Genomic DNA, 16,091 nt, shown 5'->3' on the forward strand with positions numbered 1-16,091 from the left:
GCTTAACGGTCTAAGGAAGTCTCACCTGAAAGCGGGTGATCAAGCCGAGACTAGATTAAGCAAACCAATAGGATCGTTCTACTCGTCTACGAAACAATCGTTGTCCCAATAGGCCTAGACCAAATTTGTACCGCTATATTTTCACAAACTTTACCCCCACAGTGAGCGTCCGCCCTGAGAGACGCCACTCACTAAGTAAATTGAAACTAACCCCGCTAGAAAAAGTCGTTACGACAACCAGGTCGTAGCGGCTTTTTTGCTAGGTCAGCTATTAAGTCAGTTGCTAGTTTGAACCAACTGGTGACGATAAAACTATTTTAAAAAGATAGTCTATAATCGTGGTAATTAAGGGTAAAGTTATGTTACCCTAAAACATAGAGGGTTGGGGAACCCCCTGAATTGTTGCTTGGTCACGAGAAAGTTGGTCAGCAATGAGTCGCGTCAGAACACATGGTGAGACTATCGAGGAGGATGGTGTCATGCATTTACATGAGGTGTTTTTGGAGAAGGTTCATCAGACGGTTGACCTGTTAGAGGTCTTTATCTGTTTGTTGATACCAGTATTCCTGATCAAAGCCGCCGTGGACTTCTTCGTTCAGGGACAGTTGTTTTGGCGGGATTACGGGGTGTTGTTTTTACAATCAGTAGGCGGTTTTATCGTGGCGTTCTTGCTGATTGATTTGGTAGAAGTGATTCAGGATTATCGGTCACGGTAAGTACATAAGCATCGGTGGATGACGGACTCGTAATGGGTGCACCGGTTGCAATAAAAAACGCACGGCGGAAACCATCGGAGGTTCTGCTGTGCGTTTTATTGGCCATTGAGCGAAAGGTTGAAAGTGCAAGAACACCTAGTGTGACTGCTGTAACAGCAATACTGAGCCTAAAATCATGCCAGAATCAGGCATAATTCCTGTTATCACGTTAATGCTCGCAAACTAATCGCCTAATGTCCCACTCTCATTGCTTAATTTTGATGGGAGACCCGAAAGTTGTGATGCAGTCCGGGCATGATATGCTTGTCGGCAGCGGCGATAATGACGCCATTAAAGAGGATCGAGTAGAGCGTCCCCACGTTGACCGAGTACAGCTGATGGGTGCCGATGACGCAAACGGCGATCATGATGATCGGTGGGATGAAGTCGACGAACTGTGACGCCGTGGCGCGACCGCCGAGGTACATGAACCGCAGGATGTTGGACGTGTCATCGTTGGGATGCATGATGAGATTCGCCCGCTGGTAAATGGAGATGGAACTGGCGAAGATGGTCACACCAAGTACACTCAACAGCATTCGCCAACCGAGGGGCAGGTCGGGAATTCCCCATTTGGCAAAGAGATCGACGAACAGGTCGATGAAGTAGCTGAAACAAGAGATGAAGGCGACCTCACCGATGAAGCGGGGGATGTCGACCTGTCGAATCAGAAATTGGTTTAGCAGGGCACTGCAGACCCCGACAATCAGGAGAATGACCCCGACGTTGCCGTGAAGCCAGTAAGCAATGTTGACGGCCGCAGCGGTCCAAATCCCGCTACCGGCGTTGGCTGAGACGCTCAGCGCGTTACCAAAGGCATTTAACACGAGGCCAATCAACAGGGCCACGACCCGATAAGACATACGATTCTTCGTTTGTTGCTGTTCCAAAACCAATCACCCCTACAAAAGTTTCCGGTTGCGCTATCGGCTTCATCAAGATGGGGTGTCGATGATGGTTAGGCGGCCTCGGGAACATGCTTGTGGGGAGCAGGTCTGTACGACTTAACCCCAGTCAGTTCCCCCTCGGTTACGCCAAGCTGAAACTGACTGACACTAATACGTAAGGTCCAGTCGCCCCGCGCACACTCATAATGAATAAACATAAGCGTAGCGGATATTTATTAATTTGCTATACAAAAAAATCAGCAACCACGAAGTTAACTTCGTGAAAGCTGATTAGTAAGTGATGGGCAGTCAGGGGATCGAACCCTGGACCCACGGATTAAGAGTCCGTTGCTCTGCCAGCTGAGCTAACTGCCCATGTGATTAAGTTGTTGTGTGTCTTCCATATCAACGAGAACTATCATATCATGCAGACGGGGGGTGCGCAACCCCTTTTTAGAAAAAAACTGATTTTTATTCAAAAATATTGAGTATTTTATCAAACAGAGGGACGGAAAAACCGCGGGATACCGGGAAATTTGCGACTAGTCTTTTGCTACGAAAAAATTTTAGAAAACTTCGGATTTTTAGCTTGCCGGGTGTTGGCAGACGTTCAGGGCGGGGCTACCAACGTCAAAAAAAGTTGAAATTATTTTCTAATTGACGAAATTACGGTAAATTGTGCGGCCCCTATACCACCTTGGCGGCGAATTGTTTTCCGAGATAGTTGAAAAAAGAACAATTATTTCAAAATTAATTAAATAAACTATTTGATAGACAAAGTAAAACGCGTCTCTGACTGGCAGTCACGGTTCGCAACTAGTACGCCAAGCACCAGTAGAAATAGCGACTGTGGGCGTAAAGTGATGTTGACCACCTTAGAAGCTAATGGAAACGCTGTAGTCGGTAAGAATTGCCTGCATCAATCGTCAAAATAGACGGATCACACTGCAAATATTAAGAACCACATCTTATTTCCCGGGAAATAGTTCGTTAAGGGAAGCTTAAATCCCTAGTAGAACGGGACTGAAACGTGCCTCATGATGTGTTATAATTCAGATAGCGTTCTTTTCCCCGACACTGGAAACTTATCAGGTCGGACAACGCCACCTTAAAAACACCGGGTCAGCAACAAAGGCTGATCCACTATTCCTTGACTTTAAACGAAGAACCATAACCGTACATTAATCGTAGTGGCCCCATTGACGGTGGTAGTATGACACCCAACGGCCGGCCTGCCGGTAATCCTGCAATTATCGGACTCATTTGTATTTCCCTTTAAGGAGGAAATTTTTACTATGCCTAAGAAAATTCTCGTTGTTGATGATGAAAAGCCGATTACCGATATCATGAAGTTTAACCTTGAAAAAGAGGGCTATGAAGTTGACGTGGCCTACGACGGTGAAGCCGCCATTCAACAGGTCGAAGAGGGCAACCCCGACCTGGTGATCCTAGATTTGATGCTGCCAAAAGTTGACGGGCTGGAAGTTGCCCGTGAGATTCGTAAGAAGCATGACATGCCCATCATCATGGTGACCGCTAAGGATTCTGAGTTAGATAAGGTCCTGGGCCTCGAATTGGGTGCCGACGACTATGTGACCAAGCCGTTCTCTAACCGGGAACTTGTGGCCCGGGTCAAGGCAAACTTGCGGCGCCAGAATACAGCGGCACACGCCCAGCCCGAAGAACCAGAAAACCAAGACATTGAAATCGGTGATTTAACGATTCATCCGGAAGCTTATTCTGTGTCCAAGCGGGGCGCCAACATTGAGTTGACCCACCGGGAGTTCGAGTTGCTCCACTATTTGGCCCAACACATTGGGCAAGTTATGACCCGTGAGCACTTGTTACAGACGGTGTGGGGCTACGACTACTTTGGTGATGTGCGGACCGTGGACGTGACCGTTCGGCGGCTCAGAGAAAAGATTGAAGATGCGCCGAGTCACCCAACGTGGTTAGTGACGCGGCGGGGTGTCGGTTACTACTTACGAAACCCTGATTCCGACCAGGCTTAAGCTAGCGGTAACGCTAAATCTCGCATTGAGGAGTATGTGACTTCGTGAATAGCAAAATTAAATTCTTCCAGTCGATTCACTTTAAAATCGCGCTGGTCTTCGCGCTACTCCTACTATTGACGCTGGAAATCGTTGGTGCCGTGTTCGTGCGGCAGTTGGAGCGGCAAAATTTAAATACCTTTAAAGCCCAACAGGTCGTGCAAACGTACATCGTCAACCGTTTTTCTGACGAGTTGTCGACGACCAGTACGACCAAGGCCAATAAACAGATTAAGTCAACGTTGTCTGAAATCAACAATACCAATAACGCCCAAATTCGGATCATCGATAACAAGGGGACCATTCGGGGAACCAATGAAGTCGATAATCAAGGAATCGTTGGGCAAAAAACAACCGATAATAATATTAAAAACGCCATTTACAATAACCGCGACGTGGTCCGGACGACTTATAATTCGCAGAATAATAGTCGTTACTACACCACGATTACGCGGCTGATTCGTACTCAAGGAAATAACAGCGAATTAGTCGGGGTTATTTACATGCGGTCGAGTCTGGACTCGGTCTATCAAAATATCAATCAAATCACGCTGATCTACTTCTCAGCAACGTTTGTGGCGATTATTTTGGGACTGGTCATGGCCATCATTATTTCCCGGGCAATTACGCGACCAATCGATGAAATGAAGAAACAAACGCTGCGAATCGCGCGGGGAGACTATTCCGGGCACGTTCACGTCTACGGTAACGATGAGCTGGGGCAATTGGCGAGTGCCGTCAATAACCTGTCTGTGCGGGTCGAAGAGGCCCAAGAGTCGACCGAGTCCGAACGGCGGCGACTGGATTCCGTCATGGCCCACATGACCGACGGCGTTATCGCCACCGATCGTCGGGGGAACGTGACCATCATTAACGAAACGGCCACGAGCTTCCTGGATACCGATACGGATGACGCGGTGGGGAAATCCATTCTGGATCTGTTGGCAATTCGTGACGACTATACGTTGCGCGAACTGTTGGAAGACCCGGACGATTTAGTCTTGGATTTTTCGACCAAGGAACACGATCTCATCTTACAGGCCTACTTCTCACTGATTCAACGGGAATCCGGCTTCATTTCAGGACTGGTCTGTGTCTTGCATGACGTCACCGAACAGCAGAAGATCGATCAGGACCGGAAGGAATTCGTGTCCAACGTGTCCCATGAACTACGGACGCCGTTGACCAGTGTCCGGGCCTACATCGAATCGCTGTCTGAAGGGGCCTGGAAGGACCCCAAGGTGGCTCCGCAATTCTTGAAGGTCACCCAAGAGGAAACTGACCGGATGATTCGAATGATCAATGATCTGTTGACCTTGTCACGGATGGATTCTGGCACGCAAAAGGTCGATCTGGAAATGGTCAACTTAAACGAGCTCTTTAACTACGTGCTGGACCGCTTTGATATGATGTTGAAGCAAGACGACCGTCCCGAAAAGACCTATACCATCAAACGGGACTTTACGAAGCGCGATTTGTGGGTTGAAATCGACACCGACCGCTTCACGCAGGTGTTGGATAACTTAATGAATAACGCCATCAAGTACTCGCCAGATGGTGGGGTTGTAACGGCCCGCTTGCTGGAGACGCACAATAACGTCATTCTTAGTGTCTCTGACCAAGGGTTGGGGATTCCACGGGCAGATATTCCGCGGATCTTTGACCGGTTCTACCGTGTCGATAAGGCCCGCTCTCGTGCACAAGGCGGGACCGGACTGGGCTTAGCGATTTCTAAGGAAGTCGTCCAGATGTTGGGCGGCCGAATTTGGGTCGATAGTCGTGAAGGTCGCGGGTCAACGTTCTACATTTCCTTGCCTTACAAGCCGTACGATGAGGAGGATCTCTGGGATGAAGATAACTAAAGCATTCTTACCACTGGGATTGACCCTTGCCGTCGTCGTGAGTGTGACGTTGTCCGCCATGATTTGGACGAACCCTGCGCAGTATGAGCGCAACCGGCAACGGAGTTCGAATACGCCGACAACGGAGCTGAACACGCGCCCCCAGAAGGACGTGTATTTACCGACGCAGGTCTTATATACCAATGATTTAGGCAATCAAGAACTGTTAAATAACCGAAAAGTTAACTTAACGACGGAGATTCGTGAGTCTCTGGCAAAATGGGACTTGGGTCGGGTGCAAAAGCTGCAGGTCAGCTCGCAGGCGGCCTACATGCGCTATCTGAGAATGAATAGTAGTATTTTGATGTCGTATGCGGCCCCGATTAACGTTAAAATGTTCAATGAGGTCTTTGGCAGTCGGTTGAATCGAAATAACGCGGAAATCTCGCGAATTATGATTCCTCTAAATGACAGTAAACATCTGTACCTGTTGAACGATAAGAATCAGGAAGTCTATCAGGTTACCGTTCGTGACCGCAACGTCAAGGAGCTCCGTAAGATTCTAAAGGAGAACCTGTTTCGGATCAACGTGAAGATGCAGTGGCTGAATCAGGAAGCCGTGCCATACGTTACCAGCAGTGTGACGGTGCCATCCTATAGCTACTTGGTCAACCAGCAGTCCACGGACTACTTTACGACGCGCCTCCTGAACAAAGGGGAGTCAACCAACGTTTCGGCCAAGAAGAACAAGGACAATACCATTTATAGTGATGGGGCGTCGCGGCAACTGACGGTCTACAACAAGCGCGGAACGGCGTTGTACGAGGACTACAGTGCCTTACAGTCGACGTTTACGTTCAGTCAGGCGCTGACGGCTAGTTATAGTGCGGTCAAGTCCATTGGAATTCCGATGGAAAATTTGCGTTATTACGGCTACAACGATGCGAAGTCGACGGTCACGTACCGGAGCTTCGTTGAAGGGTTCCCTATTTTTAATCAAAGTAATTATGGTGCGGCACGGATTCAAATGTTGTCGCAGGGTGTCCGGCGGTATAATTTCTCGCTCTACAGCCTGCAGGTGCCTGTGCCGACCGATAGAAAAGCCGTTTCGCTGCCAAGCACGCAGAATGTGATGAATCGTTTGGCGGCAGCGGGATACAATAAGAGTAAAATTTCGACTGTGCAGTTAGGGTATCAGTGGGTGACGTCCACGTCGTCCGATAAGGTGGTCAACCTGACGCCAACCTGGTACGTTTACTACAATGGCGGCTGGAAGACCTACACGCAACTGCTGAAACAACAGCAGTAATTCCGGTAAAGGAGGGCGGTCCAGCATGGATTTTCGACGCATTGAATGGTTATTTTTAGTGGCGTTCATTGTCATTGATATTTTCTTGTTCGTCGCCTTCCAGCGCGATACGACGGGTCAGACCGATACGACCTCAAGTAAATCCGCGGATAGCGACACGACAATCGTCAAGGAAATGCACGCCGACGAGATTTCATTTAGTAGCCCGTCCAAGAAGAGCGGCGAGGGTTACTACATTTCCACGACCAATAACGATAGTATCAAGAGTGAATTGACAGCGCTGAGTGACCAAACTGTTCGTTACGAAACGGATGGGCTGATTACCTCGACGTTCAAGACGCCGGTGACCAACGTCGATATTAAGCATCCGGATAAGACGCTGGACACGGTGGTCAATAACGGCGCGCTGATTCTGTATGGCACGCACTACATGTACAACGCGCAGTTGTCGAGTCGCAATACGATTGTTTACACACAACACGTGACGGATGGGCAGATCTACTCGCGGTTTGGTGAAATTCGTTTCAGTATGACCAACGATGGTACGGTGACCGGCTATACGCAGGGATACCTAGCTAACGTCGCGACCTTGCGGGAAAAGACGGATACCATTTCCGAACGTAAGGCGTTGATTTGGCTGTACCAATATAACCAGATCTCCAATAACACCAAGGTCGTCTGGACCCAGCTGGCCTATACCCGCTACTTCGATCTGAAGAATAGTAGCGTGTATATTCCGACCTGGGTCATCGCGGTCAAAGCCAATAGTGGCAACAACGCGGGCGTCCTACAGATCAAGCGGGTCAACGCATTTACCGGGGCCATTCTCGATACAAACAGTAGCGTGAAATCGGTCAGTGGTGCGACGAGCGTGAGTGAATAAAAGAAAATTGAAACGGGAGATGGGGACGGTTCGTGATGGGCCGGCCCTTTTCCTTTGGACTGATATTTAGTTACAAAGCTGGCAAGATGCGGTATGATTACGGTATTGAAATTTACGTGTTCCCGGGTAAGTGGTTTGGCAGGTGTCTGAATTTGCCAGGAGCTGCCGCGGGAATAAGCGTTAGAAGCTAAGGAGAGGTCGAATTGGATTTGCGGACGAATACAGCAGTAGCAGATGATTTACGCATCAGCGTGTTGTCCAGTGGGAGTACGGGCAACGTATGCTACGTGGAGAGCCCCAACGAACGGATCATGATCGATGCGGGGTTGAGCGGCAAGAAGATTGAGAAATTAATGGGCGACATCGACCGCAATATGCAGGACGTCAATGCCTTGCTGGTGACGCATGAGCACTCGGATCACCGGCAGGCCGTAGGTATCTTGGCGCGGCGCTATGAACAGCTGAACGTCTATGCCAACCAGGGAACCTGGGATGCGATGAGTTCTAAAATAGGCAAGGTCGATTTGGCCCAAAAGCACCTGTTTGCGCCGGATACGGTCCAAACGTTTGGCGACATCGACGTCGAGAGCTTCTCCGTGTCACATGATGCGGCGGAACCCCAATTTTATGCGATTCACTACCATGGCAAGACCTTCGTCATTTTAACCGATACCGGCTACGTCTCAGAACACGTCGAGGGCGTGATTGCGGATGCGGACGCTTACTTGCTGGAGTGCAACCATGACGTGGAAATGCTGCGGATGGGCGAGTACTCGTGGCCACTGAAGCAGCGAATCTTGGGCGACAAGGGGCATCTGTCAAATGAAGAGGGTGCCGACGCGTTGATGGACGTGTTGGGTAACCGTACGAAGAAAATCTACCTGGGTCACCGGAGTCTGCACAATAACATGCAGTCGCTGTGTCACTTGACGGTGGCATCGATGATGGAGAATCGCGACTTTGGCGTGGGCCATGACTTCCAGTTGATCGATACGAATCCGGAAGAGGCAACACCACTAGTGGCGCTGTAGGTCAATTTGCTGCAAGTGAAATGACGTGTGACAGTGAGTGGTAGCACGCACAATTTTCTAAATTTCGGTAAATTTTAGGACTTCAGCACTGATTCATCAAAAAAACTTCACACTCGGTCGTTATGATAGTATTTATAAAAGACGGTCGGGGGACGTTGGCCAACTGACCGACGAATGAGGAGGGTTCGCGCGTTCGCGCAATGCTATGGATAATAATAACAATAATCAGTTTAATGATAACAATAATGATAATAATCAAGAAACTAATAATAACCAAACTACTAATAATAGCGAGGTAACGCCGACGCCAGAAACGCCAAAACGGCCACGGAAGAGCTTGACCTTAACCAAGGTCGCTGTTACCGCAGCCGTTGCGGGGCTCCTGGGTGGGGGTGTCGCTTACGGTGGGATTAATTATATTAATAATAGTGGCTTAAATGATACAGCTGTTCCTAGTGGTAGTAATTCGACCGGGAATACCAAGACCTCAAACGTCACCGTCAACGTAAATAGTCAGTCGACCAAGGCGTTTAACCAGGTCAAGGGGGCCATGGTCTCCGTGATCAATTTGCAAAAGGAAAGCAGTAACAGTACGCTAGGTCAACTGTTCGGGCAGGAGTCCTCTAGCTCGAGTTCCAGCAGTTCGAAAGCAGCGCTGGAAGAAGCATCCGAAGGTTCTGGTGTTGTCTACAAGAAGAATGGGAATACCGCGTACATCGTGACCAACAATCACGTGGTGTCCGGGTCATCCGCACTGCGCGTGGTAACGAGTTCGGGTAAGCAGCTACAGGCGAAGTTGGTCGGGAAAGACTCCGTGACCGACTTGGCCGTGCTGAAGGTGAACGGCGCTGACTTGAAGACGGTCGCTTCCTTTGGGAATTCCGACAAGATCAAGGTCGGTGAAACGGCGTTGGCAATCGGGTCACCACTGGGTAGCCAGTACGCGACTTCACTGACGGAAGGGATCATTTCTGCGAAGAAACGGACCGTGGAAACGACAAATTCGGCCGGCACGCAGACTGGGAACGCGACGGTTATTCAGACTGATGCGGCCATTAACCCCGGGAACTCTGGTGGGGCTTTGATCAACGTGGCCGGCCAAGTCGTCGGGATTACGTCGTCGAAGATTGCCAGTGACGCCGAAGGGACCAGCGTTGAAGGGATGGGCTTTGCCATTCCGTCGAACGAAGTGGTCAACATTATCAATCAATTAGTCAAGAAGGGCAAGGTCGTCCGGCCAGCGTTGGGGATTACCTATGTTGATTTGGCGAACGTGTCGAGTTCGCAACAGAAGTCGATCCTGAAGTTGCCATCTAGTGTGGAAAACGGGGTCGTGGTGATGAGTGCGAGCGCTGGGTCGCCGGCGAAGAAGGCTGGCTTGAGCAAGTACGACGTGATTACGGAGATGGGCGGTCACCAGATTTCAGACCAATCCACGCTGCGTGATATCCTGTACAAGTACAAGCTGAACGATACGGTCTCGATGACGTACTACCATAACGGTAAGAAGAAGACGACTACGGTCAAATTGACCGAAACGAGTTCGCAGCTAAAGACAACGACTTCGGCAAGTTCTGAATCCTAATTTAGACGAAATGAAAGCGACCGGTGGGATTTCTCACCGGTCGCTTTTTGGTTATGATAAACTGTTTAATGAAAAGCCGAAGTTTAGACGGAAGTAAGGGTGGATGAAAACGTCTCCGTTGGTTGTTCGGCCGAACGAAAGTGTCAAAATGGGGAAAGTAATTCAGACGGCTAAATCTGGTTGTGGATAACTGTGGATAACTCGGGGGACAAAAAAAGAAACGCCCCGACAGAAAAGTTATAAACAGGGTCGGACCGGTGATGGAACCGGTGCGAAAGTTATCCACAGGCCTTGGGAATAGCTGTGGATAGAAAAAGTTTTTATTGATGTGAGTAGTGAAAAAGCCAGTATCCATGCGGATTGTAAGCGGACAGCCCGAACGAACGTTTCGCTAAAAAACGGTGGATAACTAATTAGAGATTGACATTTTGCCAAAAAATAAATGTGGGGGGTCTGTAGAATGACCACCCCAATATCTAGGAAAACAGGTTGTGCACCTGTGGATAACTTTGTGGACAACCTGTGTATAGGAGGCTAATTATGAACATCAAGTTTGTCGTTGTGGGAAAGTTGAAGGAAAAGTACTTCAAGCAGGGAATCGAAGAGTACGCCAAGCGCCTGTCCAGATTCTGCAAATTTTCAATCGTCGAGGTTCCGGATGAAAAAGCGCCAGAAAGCATGTCGCAAGCAGAAATGGATCAGGTGATGGCGGCAGAGGGCGAACGCATCTTGAGTAAAATCAAGGACCGCGAATACGTCTATGCGTTGGCCATCCTGGGCAAGGAACGCTCGTCGGAGGAGTTCGCCAAGGAATTGAAGGACTTGACCACCTACGGCCACTCAGACATCACCTTCGTCATCGGGGGCTCGCTGGGTCTAACACCAGCGGTCTTGCAGCGCGCGAACACCCAGATTTCCTTTGGCCGCTTCACGTTGCCCCACCAGCTGATGCGATTGGTGCTGACGGAGCAGGTTTATCGGGCGTTTATGATTAATGAGGGGTCGCCGTATCATAAGTGATGCGATTAACAATGAGTATATATTTAAGGGGAGATACTAATTGGAAACCATAGATTTTCGAAAAATACGAGCAATTAATGGGAGCCAAGAAAACGGATTTGAAGAGTTTATTTGTGGACTGGCCAGGGAGTTTAATTTACCAGAGAAAAATTATTTTGTTGATAATAATGGTACAGGTGGTGATGGGGGTGTTGAATGCTATTGGGAACTAGAGGATGGTTCAGAATACGGTTGGCAAGCAAAGTATTTCCTAGACTCGCTAGGTCCGAGTCAATGGTCCCAACTAGATAATTCTGTTGAAACGGCGTTACGTTGTCATTCAAAACTGACCAAGTATTATATCTGCTTACCGAGAAATTTAAGTAATAGTAGAAAAAGTGTGAATGGAAATCGGGTAACTGCTGAACGAGATAAATGGAATAAGCATGTGGAAAAATGGAGTAAAATGGCGGTCGAAAAGAATATGCATATTGATTTTGTTCTTTGGGACTATGCAGAACTTAGGGATTTAGCTCTAAAATCAGATTATGCTGAAATGCTATCTTCATATTGGTTTGGTACGGAAAGTCTATCTGTAGAGAAGTTGGAAGCATTATTTAACAGTAGTCGACAATCATTAGGAGTCAGATATTCGGAGGAAAATAATATTGTTCTTCCCATTGAGAAACAGATGGGAGTATTGGTAAAGAATAAGGATTGGAAGAACGATACTAATAAGCTCATAAGAGATTTTTACACGCAGTTGAATCAAATTAATGGATGGGATAAAAAGACAGATAGTGAAGATATTGAGAGGGTATTGGAAGCAATTCGTGTGTGCCTTTTATCAATTAGAGACGTCGTTAACGATTATAGAAAAGACGATAATTGCATATTTACTAATGGTGAACTATTAAGAGAAAACTCCGAAAAGATTCTAACGAGTTTTGAAGATATTTTAAAGTTATTGCCTTATTCAGATTCCCAAAAAACAAGTATGGAAATGGAACAACTTAGTCGATACGAAGTAAATGTGACTAAGAACTTTTTTGTGGAATTAAGAGATTATCTTGGTGGTACATTATTTGAGGCTGGAAAAAATAGAACGTTGCTAGTTACAGGAATGGCAGGATGCGGTAAATCACATTTATTATGTGATTTTTCAAAGAGACAATTACGTGAAGGTACTCCTGTTGTTTATTTATTAGGTCAACATTATCAGGGTGGAGATCCTAAGGATTTCATATCGAGTGAGTTGGGACTGAGTGGTAATAGTTTAGATTTATTAGAGGTAATGGGGAATTCGCTACAAAAGCAAATTTTGATAACTATTGACGCTCTAAATGAAGGGGGGCATGGGCAAGAGTGGAAAGATTTCATGGTAGGATTTATTGACCAGGTTAAACGACATCCGCATTTGTGTTTATTGATTAGCTGTCGGGATACTTATGAGAATTATGTGGTTGGACATAATTTGATAGAATCTATCCCTAATATAATTCATAAAGGATTTGGTGGCAGGCGCGATGTAGCAGCACGAAGGTATTTAGAAAGTTATGGAGTGGAAGTACCAGATATTCCATTTCTGGCGGATGAGTTCATTAACCCATTGTTTTTACGAACGATTTGTGAGTCAATGAAGAAGAAAAATGAGCATTCCTTTGAGGAAAAGTCACTTAAGATTAAGCGGGCTATGAAGGATTATCGAAGATCTATAGAAGAAAACGTTAAAGAGAGGCTGGGAATTTCATCAAGAAGCATAGTTTCAAAAGCAATTAATGCATTTATAGATATAATATATCCAGAGAACATGTGGGGTGTTTCCTATGAGTTAGCGCATGAAACTTTTCGGAAGTTTTTTCAAACGGAAGGTAATGGGTCGTTACTGGAGATATTACTAGATGAAGGTTTATTAGCACGAGAGTTAGTTACTGACGGTGATGAAGATGAAAGAGAAATAGTTAGATTTACATTTGAAAAACTTACAGATTTTTATGTGGCAGAAAAAATTATTAAAAATCATTCCAGCGTTGATGAACTAAAGCAAGCATTTCTTCCGCAAAACGAACTTGGAAGATTATTAGTAAAGACCATAGGGTTACGTGGGATAATTGAAGTTTTATGTATTGAGATTCCAGAAAGTTATGGGGTAGAACTGGTTGATATTATTGATTGGGACCAAGACATCTTTAAGAGGAGTTTTGTTAACGAACAGGAATTCATTAATAATGAATTTTTACGCAGCCTTTCGCAAAGATCAGCGAAGAGTATTACTTCAAGAACAAATGAGTTGCTAAATAAAATCCATGTTAATGTACCTGGTGATATTAGATATGATGTGCTAATTCAGGTTTCGTTAGAAAGTGGACACCCTTGGAATGGTTTTTTTTTAGATAGGAATTTAAAAAGGATGAGTCTGGCCAATCGAGATGCCACATGGTCAGAATATACGGCAATAAGTGATTTCGATAGTAATCAAGAAGAATGGGCCGAGGGATCAGTGCGTGCTTTAGTTAATTGGGCGCTGAATACAAAGCTAATTAATTCAACGCCTGAGAGGGTTAAGTTGTTATCTATGGTACTTCTTTGGATTACGACAACGGTTAATATTCAGTTAAGAGAAGATGCGGTTAAGGCTCTATCTAAAGTATTAAGTATGAGGCCGGATAACTTGATATATTTAATTGAAAAATTTTCATTCATTAACGATGCTTATGTAATTAATAGCTTATACAGTGCGATATATACTGTAATTTTGAGTTTTAAAGATAGTAAGCGGATTGAAAGTATCGTCACAGCCATCCCTTGGGAAAGATTGATTACAAGTGAAACGTCTAATATAATTTTACGCGACTATTTGACGGGGATTTTTGAATATGCGAAGTTAAATGGAATCAGTAAGTTTAAAGGGTCTAATTTATTTCCAATTCATAAAAGGCGAACACTGCCTACATTAATATTTCCAAGTGATGATGATATAAAGAAACTGGATACTGAAAGTTCCAGGATTAAAATGTCAATTTTAGGGTATACGGGTGATTTTGGAACATATGTTATTAATAGTACTATTGATAAGTGGTCAAATACTAAAATCGAAGGAGGTAGGAAGGCTGAAACAAACCGAGATTTGGCAAGAAAAAAGTTTGAGAAATTAAGCGATAAAGAGAAAAATACTCTATTTGAGTATAAAAAGTTGAGTGGAAACAGGGATGCAATGGAAGCCATTGACATCTTAGGACATCTGGATAAAAGTAGCATATCATTATGTGCGAATGCAGAAGCCCATAAACCAATAGCAGAGATTGAGAATAAGATGAAGTTGATTCTGGACAATCTTGATAGTTCGGAAATTTCAAGGGAAGAATTTGAAAGAATTTCTAACGACTGGAATTCTAACTTCATTGTAAAGTTTAATGAAAAAGACGCTCAGCGTTGGATTGTTCAGCGAGCTTATAGTTTGGGATGGAATTCGGATTTATTTGATTCTTTTGAAAGAGCGTACTGTAATAATTCGTTTCGTTCTTATAAAAAGATTGAAAGAATAGGGAAAAAGTATCAATGGATTGCATTTTATGAGTTCTTAGCATATCTAAGCGAACAATATATCTATATTCCGGAGAAATGTTCAGATACTAATGATTCTGAGTTTAAGGGAGTTTGGCAGCTTGGACTTAGAAGAAAAGATAGTACTTTAAACAATAATTATTTAGATGCTCCTGAGAGCATGTGGTGGGAAACTTTACCCTACAAGGATCTTCCGAATATGAATCTAATAGAGCAAGATGCTTGGGTTGATAATGATGATATTCCAGATTTTAAATCGAGAATTCAATATAATAATCAAGAATGGTTGTCTTTATTTGAATTCAACGATTGGTCCGACAGACCAGAAGATGATCAGTCTGATAATTATACATCGAATCTGTGGTACCGTATAAATACTTGTGCAATTCTAAAAAATGATCTTTCAAAATTACAGAAAATAGTAGCTAAGCAACCATCGTTGATGTCACCGTATTTATTGCAATTACCAGGAAATAGCTCCCAACAGTTTTTTCAAGAATATCCGTGGCGCAACATATATTCAGAGGTAGCAGAAAATAATGAGTTTATTGATGTAGATGACGATAAGTCAGTTTATTGTAAAACGCTACTGTACACGTATAGATGGGAAGATGAGGATCTTCCACAGGATAGTATGGATACAGATATATATATGCCATTGAGAGAATTGATTAACGAGATTAAACTTACTAGCGATGGACGTGGTTCTTGGTATGATAATAAAAATAAAGTTTTTGTTGATCCAAGTGTATGTTATGGAGGACGGTCTAAAGCTTTGATGCGTAAAGAATGCTTGGAGAAATGGGTAGATGACCAGGACATGATGCTGGTTTGGCTTATTGGTGGAGAAAAGCGTATGTATAGTAACCGTAGTTATGCTGAAAATAATAAAGTTTCGGAATTTGGCGGAATGTATTACTTAAGTGAAGATGGAGTAATTGAAGGAGAAAGTTGGAAAAAGTAGTTATTTAATGTGTTACGCAAGTCCGTATCATAAATGGCTCTTTGTCAACCGGTGTTGATGGAGGGAATTTCAGAGGTTCAATTCATTTACGAATTGGGCCTCTTTTTTGTACCCTGATGTTGAATTCAATTTGTATTCTGTAACGGAAGTTAATCCAGTTTCGATAACCGTAAGCAGTACGTTTGATTTGCTTGATTTTACGATTGATACCTTCAATAGGCC

At 45.1% G+C, this 16,091-nt stretch carries 11 protein-coding genes and 1 tRNA gene; 9 read left to right on the forward strand and 3 right to left on the reverse strand.

The genetic code is table 11. The annotated features are described in order from the left end of the window. Positions 1-479 precede the first annotated feature (479 nt). Complete coding sequence (locus EKM89_RS10355) at positions 480-716, forward strand: hypothetical protein (protein WP_125688305.1); 237 nt, start codon at positions 480-482, stop codon at positions 714-716. A gap of 251 nt (positions 717-967) precedes the next feature. Here EKM89_RS10355 and EKM89_RS10360 read toward each other — a convergent pair whose 3' ends face one another. Continuing rightward, a complete protein-coding gene (locus tag EKM89_RS10360; RefSeq protein ID WP_225421866.1) occupies positions 968-1,645 on the reverse strand; it encodes a hypothetical protein in 678 nt (225 codons plus the stop codon). A 299-nt stretch (positions 1,646-1,944) separates the two neighbouring features. Continuing rightward, positions 1,945-2,017 (reverse strand) — tRNA-Lys (locus EKM89_RS10365). A 920-nt stretch (positions 2,018-2,937) separates the two neighbouring features. Between EKM89_RS10365 and yycF the strand changes: the two genes are divergently transcribed. The 8 genes from yycF to EKM89_RS10405 all read left to right on the forward strand — a co-directional run bounded on the left by yycF (position 2,938) and on the right by EKM89_RS10405 (position 15,869). Then, positions 2,938-3,654 (forward strand): response regulator YycF, encoded by a 717-nt coding sequence (gene yycF, locus EKM89_RS10370; protein ID WP_048733642.1) that lies wholly within the window; start codon positions 2,938-2,940, stop codon positions 3,652-3,654. A gap of 44 nt (positions 3,655-3,698) precedes the next feature. Next, positions 3,699-5,555, forward strand: a complete 1,857-nt coding sequence (walK, locus tag EKM89_RS10375; RefSeq protein WP_125688306.1) for a cell wall metabolism sensor histidine kinase WalK — start codon at positions 3,699-3,701, stop codon at positions 5,553-5,555. Beyond that, positions 5,542-6,843 (forward strand): YycH family regulatory protein, encoded by a 1,302-nt coding sequence (locus EKM89_RS10380; RefSeq protein ID WP_125688308.1) that lies wholly within the window; start codon positions 5,542-5,544, stop codon positions 6,841-6,843. The genes walK and EKM89_RS10380 overlap by 14 nt, the downstream gene beginning before the upstream one ends. A gap of 25 nt (positions 6,844-6,868) precedes the next feature. Next, the gene (locus EKM89_RS10385; RefSeq protein ID WP_125688310.1) at positions 6,869-7,726 is read left to right on the forward strand and encodes a two-component system regulatory protein YycI; all 858 of its coding nucleotides are present in this window, start codon (positions 6,869-6,871) and stop codon (positions 7,724-7,726) included. 203 nt (positions 7,727-7,929) lie between these two features. Further along, positions 7,930-8,757: an MBL fold metallo-hydrolase gene (locus tag EKM89_RS10390; RefSeq protein ID WP_125688313.1), complete on the forward strand. Its 828-nt coding sequence runs from the start codon at positions 7,930-7,932 to the stop codon at positions 8,755-8,757. A 205-nt stretch (positions 8,758-8,962) separates the two neighbouring features. Next, the gene (locus EKM89_RS10395) at positions 8,963-10,342 is read left to right on the forward strand and encodes a S1C family serine protease (RefSeq protein ID WP_125688315.1); all 1,380 of its coding nucleotides are present in this window, start codon (positions 8,963-8,965) and stop codon (positions 10,340-10,342) included. A gap of 540 nt (positions 10,343-10,882) precedes the next feature. Continuing rightward, positions 10,883-11,362 carry a 23S rRNA (pseudouridine(1915)-N(3))-methyltransferase RlmH gene (gene rlmH, locus EKM89_RS10400; protein ID WP_125688317.1) on the forward strand — a complete coding sequence of 160 codons (480 nt, stop codon included), beginning with the start codon at positions 10,883-10,885 and terminating at the stop codon, positions 11,360-11,362. 40 nt (positions 11,363-11,402) lie between these two features. Continuing rightward, the gene (locus tag EKM89_RS10405) at positions 11,403-15,869 is read left to right on the forward strand and encodes an NACHT domain-containing protein (RefSeq protein ID WP_125688319.1); all 4,467 of its coding nucleotides are present in this window, start codon (positions 11,403-11,405) and stop codon (positions 15,867-15,869) included. A gap of 82 nt (positions 15,870-15,951) precedes the next feature. On the opposite strand, the gene EKM89_RS10410 is transcribed toward EKM89_RS10405, so the two are convergent. Further along, positions 15,952-16,091 (reverse strand): transposase (locus tag EKM89_RS10410; RefSeq protein ID WP_164510571.1); only part of this gene is annotated, 140 nt, incomplete at its 5' end.

Origin of the sequence: Levilactobacillus fujinensis (assembly GCF_003946335.1) — a bacterium.
Taxonomy (GTDB): Bacteria; Bacillota; Bacilli; order Lactobacillales; family Lactobacillaceae; genus Levilactobacillus; species Levilactobacillus fujinensis.

Coding starts and splice junctions, on each gene's coding strand:
- EKM89_RS10355 (WP_125688305.1), top strand. CDS start 480: ATGCATTTACATGAGGTGTTTTTGGAGAAGGTTCATCAGACGGTTGAC.
- yycF (WP_048733642.1), top strand. CDS start 2,938: ATGCCTAAGAAAATTCTCGTTGTTGATGATGAAAAGCCGATTACCGAT.
- EKM89_RS10380 (WP_125688308.1), top strand. CDS start 5,542: ATGAAGATAACTAAAGCATTCTTACCACTGGGATTGACCCTTGCCGTC.
- EKM89_RS10385 (WP_125688310.1), top strand. CDS start 6,869: ATGGATTTTCGACGCATTGAATGGTTATTTTTAGTGGCGTTCATTGTC.
- EKM89_RS10395 (WP_125688315.1), top strand. CDS start 8,963: ATGGATAATAATAACAATAATCAGTTTAATGATAACAATAATGATAAT.
- rlmH (WP_125688317.1), top strand. CDS start 10,883: ATGAACATCAAGTTTGTCGTTGTGGGAAAGTTGAAGGAAAAGTACTTC.